Genomic DNA, 10,114 nt, shown 5'->3' on the forward strand with positions numbered 1-10,114 from the left:
CCCAAAGCAGTCAGCACATCAAAGCCTGGTTGTAACACGTTGTCTAAACTGCACCCACACCACAGGGCCGTTTCTTCAGGACCAAGCAGCCAGGGCGTTATGACTTGGCGCAGGGTGCGCGCGCTGATCAAGGCTTCGGCAATCGCGGCCAGACCATCTTCATCAACGCCCCGGTTGGCTAGGGCCTCATAAGAAAGGCCCGGAGCCCCCACAAGCGTCCTTGTGCCCAGCAATTGGCGCGCCGCGTCTCGGTCATCAAGGCCTAAGCTTTTTAGGCCGCGCAGCACGCAAGGTCGCACGGAAAAGCCAGTCTCTTCCCCCGATAAAGCGGTTTCAATTGTGGGGCCTTGAATGGGGGCGAGGCCCGGCGCATCTGCCCCTAGAGCAATCAGAACCAGTCCATAATCTTGCGGCTTCAAGGCCGTTTCAAAGCACGCGGTGGTGGAGGCGTTTGTGCGTTCAAATTCGACAAGTTGGTTGGCCGCCGCGGCAGCGCCTGCGGCCAAGGCCCGCAACGCATCACGAACCACAAGCTGATCCTCAAGGCGGGCATAAGATTTTCCGCGCGCCATCAAGAGGCCCGCCCCATCGCAATAGCGCATCACAGCGCCGCGCTCTTTTGCCCAAGTCTGCGCGGCGGTCTTGGTTGGAAAGGCCGTCGCCGTGCCTAAGCAATCCAGCCCTATCCGCCAAGCGGCTGCTACGCGCTTGAGCTGGCTGAAATCTGTGTCTTCATAAAAGGCCGAAAGGGCCACCACCACCGCCGGGCCAGAGGCCGTAAAGGCTGCCTCATCAAAGGCAAAGCCACATCCGGTTCGGGCAGCCTTTACGAGCAAGTCGCCATCAAGTGTTGAATCCGGCGGCAGGATGATTGTGGTTGGCTCTAGAACCGGTGTGTCGAGCGCCCCGCCATGGGCGGTCGCATCAAAAATGCCCTGCTTGGCGTCCTCAATTGCTTCCAATACCGCCCCTGCAGGCGCGCCAAGGCGAAAGGCCGCGGCAACAGCTTGGGCTAAAACCGGATTGTCACGCGGGTCGTCATGCCCAGCCCCTTCAGCCCGCCCCACGGCTTCGCTGACCCGCGCCAAGGCATCGCGCAATTGGATGCGGCCCATTGAAAGGGCAGAAGAGTCAAACTGACTTTGCCGGCGCTGATGGACAATCGCTTCTGCTTGCGTCCAGGGCACCAAGCGCGTGCTTGCTTGGGGTTCGAGCCAAACCGCCGGCAAGCCGACTTCGATTTCAGGTGATCCGTTGCGAACGTTCAGGACGAACCCGCGCGTCGCAGCACCTTGAAGGCCCAGCGCCCGCAGATGGCCCGGTTCAAGCACCACTTGCCGGTTCAACAAACTATTGGCCAATACGGCTTCGAAATGGTCACGCGCTGCGGCGTCCGCCAAAAGACCGCGCGCCCAGGCTAAGGCCCCGATCCGCCCAGCAATGTCGAGGATCGCATCGGAAATCGATGTCTCATCGGGTAAGTTGGCTGCCTCGCCAAATGCCAGAACATTGTCCAAGGTCCAGCTTGCTGGGGCATAGAAGGGGCCAGAATCGGGGCCGACTTCGCGCAGCATATCGGGCTGGGCGATAAATTGTTCATGACCAAAGAAGGCGGAATCAAAGCTCACGGTGGCCCCATCGCGAATCACTGTGCTGATCATCTGCCTGAAGTCGTGAGCCGCCTAGTCCTCATTGGGGAAAATCTGCATCTGACAGATGGAATTGTGCCGAAAAGAGGGGGCTGTGGCCAGCAATGCTGGCGATGGCCTGTTGTGTCATGCCGCTTCGACTTGATGCCCGCAACGCGGCGGGGCATAATAGAGATCGAAAAGGAAAAACCCGTGCTCACAAAAATCTTTACGTGGTGGAATGGTGCAACGATTGGCGCACTGTTTGATATCGCAAAGCGTGCAACTTTGGTGGGCGAGGACGACCAAGGCAATCGCTATTTTGAAGAGCGCAAAGCTTCTTTAGAAGGGCGCAAACGGCGCTATGTGCTCTATAAGGGCTATGCAGAGCCATCGCGCGTTCCTGCAGACTGGCACGGTTGGCTGCACCATACGTTCGAACAGCCCCCAACGATTGAGCCCTTCCAATTGAAGTTTTGGGAAAAGCCGCATCTGCCGAATCTGACCGGAACGGTATTTGCCTATCGTCCGAAGGGCAGCTTGGCGGCCTCGGGTGAGCGCGCCAAATCATCCAGCGACTATGAGTCTTGGTCGCCAGAGTGATGAAACGGGCAAATGGCACGGCCATGTTTGACCTCAGGAAACTAGGCTGGCTTGCGCTGGGTTCGGTGTGCATTGCACTGGGCAGTGGCAGTGTGATTGCGCAATCGGCCAATCCCGAAGCCAATGGCACCGCCTTGCGGCCTGCTTTGGGCGCAGGTGGGTCAAACGATCCATCAAAAGCTGCAAAAGCGGCCAATCCAGCACCTCCGCCTGCGACCAGTGGTGGAATTGATCCTGAACTAGGCCCGATTGCAGAGCCAGAAGAAGGCGATGTCGCGCCCGCGTTTCGTCAAAATGGCACGGGCACCTGGATGACGCCCGAAGAGGAGCTGCGTGCGCGAATCCGCCGCGAAGCGCTCAGCCAGGCCGAAGCCGAACAACAGGCTTTAGCTGCCAGCGGCTTGGTTATGCCGCGTTTGGTTGGCCCGAACATTCCCCTTGTTCCCCTAGAATTATTATTTCCCCCAGAAGCGTTGGAAACAGGGCCGAAGCCTGTGCGGGAGATCCGCGGCACCGGTGTTTTGCTCGGCGCGTTGGACCGTGAAAAGGGCTCTAATGTGCGGGTCCGGGTGCCGGTTGGCAGCCAAGTGACTTATGGATCTTTGCGCCTGCGGCTTTCGGCTTGTTATGCCTCCCATCCAGAGGATGCGTTTGAATCTTGGGCCTATGTCGAAGTGACCGATATGGGCAGGCGAAATCTCAATCAATTGGCAGTTTTGCCCCAGCGCGATCGTCGCGGTATGCGGGAAGCCAATAAGGAACGCGTTATTCGAAAAGGCTGGATTATCGCGTCGAGCCCCGCTGTGACCCCGATTGATCATCCCACCTATGATATGTGGCTGGTTAGTTGCGAGGGGGCCGTTGCGCCGCCAAGTGCTGTTCAATCGTCGACAAGCAAAGCGCGCCCACGCTCTGAAGGCCAAGCGGGCGCGGCGGCTCCAGAGGCTGCACCACAGGCTCCAGCTGCGTCGGGGGCAGATCCTGGTGAGTCAGAGCCTCGGACGGGTCCTGCACCTGCGGCACCAACAGCCCCGGCACAGGGAAAACTGAAGGGCACTTGATCGCCTCTGCCAAGAGCAAGTGATAGGTCTTGCGTTGGACTTCTATGGTGCCGAATTGCGTCAAATGGTCGGTGATGAATTGGGTGTCGAGCAGGCGAAAGCCGCCTGCAATCAAATGCGCTACGAGATGGACGAGGGCGATCTTGCTGGCATCGCGGGCGCGCGAAAACATGCTCTCACCAAAAAACGCCGCCCCGAGGCGAACCCCATAGAGGCCGCCTATAAGCTGGCCCTCATGCCAAGTCTCCACGCTAAACCCATGACCGCGGCGGTGCAGCCCGTCATAAAGCTCTAAGATCGGCTGATTGATCCAAGTTTCTGTGCGTTCGCCAATCGGTGCGGCGCACATTTCCACCACCTCGCGAAACGCTTGGTTGATCGTCACCACAAAAGGGGTGGTGCGAACGGTCCGTTTGAGGCGGCGGGGGATATGGACTTGATCAAGCGGTAAGATGCCGCGTTGGTCTGGATCGACCAAGAACAGGCGGGGATCATCCCGCCCGTCTGCCATCGGGAACGTCCCGCGCGCATAACATGCCAAAAGCTCATCTGGGCCAAAGCCCTTGCTCATGCACGCGGTTCCTCAGCTTGTTCAGCTTGTTCGGCCAACCACTTTTCCAGCCAATGGATGTTATAGTCGCCATCGAGAATATCGCGCTCTTGTACCAGTCTTAGGAAGAGCGGGATGGTGGTCTTAACCCCACCCACAACCATCTCGGCCAAAGAGCGCCGCAAGCGCATCAAGCATTCATTGCGATTGCGACCATGCACGATCAGCTTGCCGATCAAGCTGTCATAGTAGGGCGGGATTTTATAGCCTGTATAAATGGCTGAATCCAAACGCACCCCCAAACCGCCCGGCGCGTGGAAGTCTGTGATCGTGCCAGGAGACGGCGCAAAGGTCACAGGGTCTTCGGCATTGACCCGACATTCGATTGCAACGCCTTCAAACACCACATCTTCCTGGGTGAAGGACAAAGGCATGCCGGCTGCAATGCGAATTTGCTCGCGCACCAAGTCGACACCCGTGATCATCTCAGTAACCGGATGCTCCACCTGCAGGCGGGTGTTCATTTCGATGAAATAGAAGCGGCCCTCTTCATAGAGGAATTCGATGGTGCCGACGCCCAAATAGCCTAGTGACTTAATCGCCTTGACCACAATATCGCCGATCTCAGCGCGTTCTTCAGCATTGAGTGCCGGTGAGGGGGCTTCCTCCCAGACCTTTTGGTGGCGGCGTTGCAGCGAACAATCGCGTTCGCCCAAATGCACCACATTGCCAAACTCATCGGCGATCACTTGGATTTCGATGTGGCGCGGCTTGCCCAGATATTTTTCGAGATAGACCGTGTCATCACCAAAGGCATTTTTGGCTTCGGTACGGGCCATAGACAAGGCAACCGACAATTCATCTTTTGAATGGGCAACCTTCATGCCGCGACCACCGCCGCCTGCAGAGGCTTTGACCAGCACCGGATAGCCAATTTCTTCGGCAACCGCCAAAGCGGTCTCATCATCTGAAATGCCACCATCAGAGCCCGGCACAACGGGGATGCCGGCTGCTTTCACTGCGGCCTTGGCAGCAATCTTGTCGCCCATCATGCGGATGTGCTCGGCACGTGGTCCGATAAAGACCAAGCCATGCGCGTCAATAATTTCGGCAAAGCGGGCATTTTCTGACAGAAAGCCATAACCTGGATGGATGGCTTGCGCGCCGGTGATCTCGCAGGCTGCGATCAGGGCCGGAATATTCAAATAGGACTTTGCCGCAGCGGGCGGGCCTAAGCACACACTTTCGTCGGCCAAGCGCACATGCATTGCGTCCGCATCTGCCGTTGAATGGACCGCCACGGTGGTGATTCCCATCTCTTTGCAGGCGCGGTGGATCCGCAGGGCAATCTCGCCGCGGTTGGCGATCAGAACTTTATCAAACACCTGTGTGTCTCCTGACTATTCGATCACGCAGAGCGCTTCGCCATATTCAACGGGCTGGGCGTCATGGACGAGAATGGCCGTGACGGTGCCTGAACGGGGCGATGGCACAGGGTTCATGGTCTTCATCGCTTCGATGATGAAGAGTTGTTGGCCTTCCTTCACCGTGTCGCCCACTTTGATAAAGGCCGCGGCACCTGGTTCAGGCTGGGTATAGACGGTGCCAACCATGGGTGACGCAACTGCGCCAGGATGTTTGGCTGGGTCGGCTGCTGGGGCCGCTGCAGCTGCGGGGGCAGGTGCCGGGGCGGAAGCAACAGGGGCTGCGGCAACCGGGGCAGCAGCGACGGGGACTTGGGCATGAACCATTTGGGGCGCGACATTGGCTTGACGCGCAACACGCACGCGAACCCCTTCGTTTTCCACTTCAATCTCGCTCAGGTCTGTGTCGCGTAAGATACGCGCAAGATCCTTGACCAATTTTGTGTCGAATCCTGATTGGCTCATTCGTCTCTCCTATAGGCCTGTCTTTGGGCCTTGGGTTGTTGGGGCAAAAGGGTCAGCTTTTGACCGATAGTTTCTTGGCAAGGGCCTCAAGGCCCAACACATAAGAGTGCAGACCGAAGCCCGCGATGGTGCCGGTCGCCGCCATACCGACATAGGAATGATGGCGGAACGATTCGCGACGTAACGGGTTCGACAAGTGGACTTCTATGACGGGAATGGTCATTGCCTTGATCGCATCATAGATCGCAAGTGACGTGTGAGTGAGCGCACCTGCATTGAGCAAAACGCCCGCACCATGGTCGCGCGCCTCTTGCAGCCAATCGACCAACTGGCCTTCGCTATTAGACTGGCGGAAGACCAGCTTCATCCCCAAGCTTGCGGCCAGCGCTGTGCACGCGGCTTCCACATCCGCCAGCGTATCGGTCCCGTAAATCTCAGGTTCGCGCGTGCCCAACAAGTTGAGGTTTGGCCCATTGAGCACAAAAATCGCTTTTTCCATGAACAAGGTGTAACCCTGCTTTGCCTAAAGGGAAAGGTGGAGGTGCTGAATTGGTTGCACCTGATGACTGCTTTCCTGCACAACCGCCTTGATCAAACTGGTCAAGCCCGCCCATATCACCCGCCAATGAGGGCGCTATGATTATTTTTCTCAATGGCGAAGAACATCAGATTGAAGCGGGAACTAATGTGACCACCTTGGTCTCGTCGCTGGTGGCTGATCCACGTGGGGTGGCTATTGAGCGCAACCGGATGATCGTGATGAAGTCCCAATGGGATCAGACCATTTTGGCAGAGGGCGACCAGTTGGAATTTGTGCAATTTGTAGGCGGGGGATGAGGGTTTGACCGAACAAACAATAGGCCTCAATCACGAGGATAGCTGGACGGTGGCCGGGCGCACGTTCAAATCGCGCCTCATTATCGGGACGGGCAAATATCGCGACTATGCCCAGAATGCGGCAGCCGCAGAGGCCGCAGGTGTTGAAATCGTGACGGTGGCGGTGCGTCGCGTCAACCTGTCTGATCCCAATCAACCCCGGTTGACGGATTTTGTAGATCCCAAGCGCTATACTTTTTTGCCCAATACCGCAGGCTGCTTCACCGCCGAAGATGCCCTACGCACGTTGCGCCTTGCCCGTGAAGCGGGTGGCTGGTCTTTGGTTAAGCTGGAAGTCCTTTCTGATCAGAAGACGCTCTATCCAGATATGATCGAAACGCTGGAAGCTACCAAAGTCTTGGTAAAAGAGGGTTTTGACGTCATGGTTTATTGCACCGATGACCCCGTCTTTGCCCGACGGCTAGAAGATGCAGGGGCGTGCGCCATTATGCCGTTGGGCGCACCGATCGGGTCGGGCCTTGGTATTCAAAACCCTGTGAACATTCGCTTGATCGTGGAAGCGGCCCGCGTGCCTGTCTTGGTTGATGCGGGTGTGGGCACGGCCTCTGAAGCGGCAATTGCGATGGAGCTTGGCTGTGACGGGGTATTGATGAATACTGCCATTGCCGAAGCCAAAGACCCGATCCGCATGGCGCGCGCTATGAAGCATGCTGTTTTGGCTGGTCGCGACGCTTATCTGGCAGGGCGAATGGGGCGCAAGCGTTATGCCGACCCATCAAGCCCTTTGGCTGGCCTAATCTAGAACGTTTCTGCGTCCTGAGCTTGACGCATTTCTAGGGCAGGCCTACGCCGCCCACACACCGGGGAGCCCCACGATGAGGGGCTGAGAGGCCATAAATAGTCCAAAAGGACTGTCGCGTGGCGACCCGTAGAACCTGCTCCGGATCATGCCGGCGAAGGGAGGGGCCATTATGACACTATCACTTATCATTCTCGCTGTGGCGCAAGCCGCGCAACCAGTCGAAACAGATCGTCAAGGCCAAGTTGCGGCTTCACCGCAGGGCACCGAAGTCATCACCGTGCGCGGCAGACGGGAGTCCAAGTTCGATACAGCCGCCGCCGCAGTCCTCCTGCGTGGCGAAGGTATCGCAACCATTGATGATGTGGCCACCGCTGTCCCCGGCGTTTGGATGGTCAATGACCAAGACCCTGGAACCAATATCCTCTCAATCCGGGGCGCAACGACGGATCGCCTGCAACAAGCCTCCGTCGCCATGGTGCTCGATGGGGTGCCTTTGGCCGATACCGAGTTGTTCACGCCGCGTTTCTATGATGTGAGCGCGATCGAAGTTCTCAAAGGGCCTCAAGGGGCTCTCTTTGGCAAAAATGCCTCGGGTGGGGTGATTGGTATTCGCACTGGGCAAGGCGTCTCTTATCTTCAGGCCGCACTTGGCAATGGCGGCTTGGGCGAGATTGAAGCCGCCCACACAGTCGCACTCAATTCGCAATGGAACTTGCGAGCCGCCGGCCTATGGTCATCCGCCGATGGCTGGATCAAGAACACCACACTCAATCGTTTGGTTGATGCGGTGGAAACACGCAGTGGGCGTCTGCGCCTAACCGGGCCTGCCTTGGGGTGGGACTTCGACATCAAGTTTCAGTATTTGGAAGATGAGGGCGGGGCCGCTTGGGCGAGCTCGAACAATGTCACGGGCAAGAATGCTGGGCGGTTGTCGGGTAAAGTCCTGATCAAGCCAATCGGCGATTATCCGGGTCAATCTAAGCGGCGTTGGGGGCAAGGGGTGGCGAAAGTTTCGCGCCCATTCGCGGACGGTACCGTATCAGCCTATATCGCCCGGGATTCTTACGCCAAGCGCTGGGATGAGGAATTGGATTATCGCCCCGGGCCATTGACCTTCTTTGGCTTTCCGGCCTTCCCAAATGGCATCCAGCCCATTCGCCAGCCGATTGATGTGCGTGCCACCACCGCAGAAGTGCGCTGGGTTTCTGATGACAATCAAGATTTCACCCACCAGTGGGGTTTGTTTGTGCAGGATACCGACAAGGACCGGACCGATGATTTTGGTCCTCTCCTGTTTGGTGGGCCAGCCCCCCGTTATCTGACACGCTCTCACCAGACATCGGTCTTTAGTGGGCTTGGCTATCAAGTGACGCGCGAATTTAAGTTGGAAGCGCAAGGCAGGTTAGACCGGGATGAGCGGTCACAAACGATATTGAGCCAAGTTGGTGGGCCTGTGATCTCCCGACGCGAAGGAACATTCGAACGTTTTCAGCCGCGTATGACAGCTCAGTGGAGCAGTGGCGATACGAATCTCTTCCTCACTTATGGCGAGGCCTATCGACCCGGTGGCTTCAACCCTACCCCAGCCGCCACCTCTATTTGGAAGGCGACCTATCGGCCAGAGATCACCACTTCTTTGGAAGTGGGCTGGAAGCAGCGCCTGCCTATTGCTTCAGGGCAGGTGGAGTTCAATGTCTTTTCCAACAAGGTCGAAGACTATCAAAATTATACGTTCATCGACAATCAGTCCGTGACCTTGAACGTCGATGAAGTGACGGTAAGTGGCCTTGAGGCCAGCCTTGTGCTGAAGCCCCTAGATAGTCTCGATCTAGTTGCAAGTTATGCCTTGGCCGATACCAAGATTGAGCGCTTTATCGCCACAGATCCGCTTTTGGGTTCGCCCGCCACGCGCAACTATAGTGGCAAGGTCATCCCCAATGCCCCCAGAGATACGGGCAAAGTGTCTGCAATCTACAAAATAGACCTTGATAAGCTACTTCTAACTAGCCGCATCGACGCCAATTATGCGGGCAAGACCTTTTATGAGATCGACAATGTGCTCTATTCGCCAGCGCGCTGGTGGTCTGATCTCACCTTAAGCGCTTCAACAGGCGACTGGACCGCAAGCTTGCAAGCACAAAACCTTACCGATGAACGCTGGGCCATTTCCGCCTTTGGGCAAGGCATGACCGGTCTGTTAGCTGGTCTTGGCCCCGGCGGCCCGTTTGACACCTTTACCATTAATCGCGGGCGAAAAATCACTTTCAGCCTGCGACGGGAGTTTTAGCACATGGCTTTTACCGATGATGTCTGGGCTGCAGCGGCGAATTTGCGCGCAGCAGTGCATGCCCATCCTTTCAATACTGAACTTGCGGCCGGCACCTTATCGCGGGAAGCCTTTGCCCACTATATGATCCAAGACAGCCTCTATCTACAGGGTTATGCGCGGGTTCTGGCCTTGGGGGCGGCAAAGGCACCCGCAGCAGACGAAATCTTGGAATTCTCCAAAGCGGCCGAAGTGGCGATCATTGTCGAGCGCGCACTGCATGCAGGCTATCTTGAGCAATTTGGCATCGATCCGCGGGCAGCTGAAACGGCCGCAGCAACCCCCGCCTGCGAAGCCTATGTCAATTTCATGCTGGCCACTGCGGTGACCGATAGCTTTGCTGTGTTGGCTGCGGCTGTCCTACCTTGCTTCTGGCTCTATCAAGATGTCGGGACGAAAATCGCGACGCAGGGCGCGC

10 protein-coding genes, 1 pseudogene and 1 riboswitch are annotated in these 10,114 nt (G+C 57.3%); of the genes and pseudogenes, 6 read left to right on the forward strand and 5 right to left on the reverse strand.

What is annotated here, in order from left to right; genetic code table 11:
• A partial coding sequence (locus IOB61_RS10560) for a hypothetical protein (protein ID WP_290816168.1) occupies positions 1 to 1,628 on the reverse strand: 1,628 nt, incomplete at its 3' end.
• Positions 1,629 to 1,841: 213 nt separating this feature from the next.
• On the opposite strand from IOB61_RS10560, the gene IOB61_RS10565 reads away from it, so the two are divergent.
• Positions 1,842 to 2,231 carry an NADH:ubiquinone oxidoreductase subunit NDUFA12 gene (locus IOB61_RS10565; RefSeq protein ID WP_085340146.1) on the forward strand — a complete coding sequence of 130 codons (390 nt, stop codon included), beginning with the start codon at positions 1,842 to 1,844 and terminating at the stop codon, positions 2,229 to 2,231.
• A gap of 407 nt (positions 2,232 to 2,638) precedes the next feature.
• Positions 2,639 to 3,292, forward strand: a complete 654-nt coding sequence (locus IOB61_RS10570) for a DUF2155 domain-containing protein (protein ID WP_290816188.1) — start codon at positions 2,639 to 2,641, stop codon at positions 3,290 to 3,292.
• Here the strand turns inward: IOB61_RS10570 and aat are convergent.
• The 4 genes and pseudogenes from aat to aroQ form a co-directional block, all read right to left on the reverse strand.
• Positions 3,291 to 3,863 (reverse strand): annotated as a pseudogene (aat, locus tag IOB61_RS10575) (leucyl/phenylalanyl-tRNA--protein transferase); the annotation flags it as partial. The gene IOB61_RS10570 and the pseudogene aat sit on opposite strands and share 2 nt — an antisense overlap.
• Positions 3,860 to 5,227, reverse strand: coding sequence for an acetyl-CoA carboxylase biotin carboxylase subunit (gene accC, locus IOB61_RS10580; RefSeq protein WP_290816172.1), 1,368 nt, complete (start codon positions 5,225 to 5,227; stop codon positions 3,860 to 3,862). The pseudogene aat and the gene accC, both read right to left, overlap by 4 nt.
• A gap of 15 nt (positions 5,228 to 5,242) precedes the next feature.
• Positions 5,243 to 5,731, reverse strand: a complete 489-nt coding sequence (gene accB / locus IOB61_RS10585; RefSeq protein ID WP_290816175.1) for an acetyl-CoA carboxylase biotin carboxyl carrier protein — start codon at positions 5,729 to 5,731, stop codon at positions 5,243 to 5,245.
• 52 nt (positions 5,732 to 5,783) lie between these two features.
• Complete coding sequence (gene aroQ / locus IOB61_RS10590; protein ID WP_290816177.1) at positions 5,784 to 6,230, reverse strand: type II 3-dehydroquinate dehydratase; 447 nt, start codon at positions 6,228 to 6,230, stop codon at positions 5,784 to 5,786.
• 137 nt (positions 6,231 to 6,367) lie between these two features.
• Here aroQ and thiS point away from each other — a divergent pair, with 137 nt between their 5' ends.
• The 4 genes from thiS to IOB61_RS10610 form a co-directional block, all read left to right on the forward strand.
• Complete coding sequence (gene thiS / locus IOB61_RS10595) at positions 6,368 to 6,568, forward strand: sulfur carrier protein ThiS (protein WP_290816179.1); 201 nt, start codon at positions 6,368 to 6,370, stop codon at positions 6,566 to 6,568.
• Positions 6,569 to 6,572: 4 nt separating this feature from the next.
• Positions 6,573 to 7,370 carry a thiazole synthase gene (locus IOB61_RS10600; RefSeq protein ID WP_290816182.1) on the forward strand — a complete coding sequence of 266 codons (798 nt, stop codon included), beginning with the start codon at positions 6,573 to 6,575 and terminating at the stop codon, positions 7,368 to 7,370.
• Positions 7,371 to 7,419: 49 nt separating this feature from the next.
• Positions 7,420 to 7,547, forward strand: a riboswitch (TPP riboswitch).
• Positions 7,540 to 9,657, forward strand: coding sequence for a TonB-dependent receptor (locus IOB61_RS10605; RefSeq protein WP_290816184.1), 2,118 nt, complete (start codon positions 7,540 to 7,542; stop codon positions 9,655 to 9,657). Its footprint overlaps the riboswitch before it by 8 nt.
• 3 nt (positions 9,658 to 9,660) lie before the next feature.
• A partial coding sequence (locus IOB61_RS10610; protein ID WP_290816187.1) for a hypothetical protein occupies positions 9,661 to 10,114 on the forward strand: 454 nt, incomplete at its 3' end.

Origin of the sequence: Aquidulcibacter sp. (assembly GCF_020253525.1) — a bacterium.
GTDB lineage: Bacteria > Pseudomonadota > Alphaproteobacteria > Caulobacterales > Aquidulcibacteraceae > Aquidulcibacter.

Excerpts from the sequence above, each read along its gene's own strand:
- IOB61_RS10570 (WP_290816188.1), top strand. The coding sequence starts at position 2,639 with ATGCCGCGTTTGGTTGGCCCGAACATTCCCCTTGTTCCCCTAGAATTA.
- accB (WP_290816175.1), bottom strand. The coding sequence starts at position 5,731 with ATGAGCCAATCAGGATTCGACACAAAATTGGTCAAGGATCTTGCGCGT.
- aroQ (WP_290816177.1), bottom strand. The coding sequence starts at position 6,230 with ATGGAAAAAGCGATTTTTGTGCTCAATGGGCCAAACCTCAACTTGTTG.
- thiS (WP_290816179.1), top strand. The coding sequence starts at position 6,368 with ATGATTATTTTTCTCAATGGCGAAGAACATCAGATTGAAGCGGGAACT.
- IOB61_RS10605 (WP_290816184.1), top strand. The coding sequence starts at position 7,540 with ATGACACTATCACTTATCATTCTCGCTGTGGCGCAAGCCGCGCAACCA.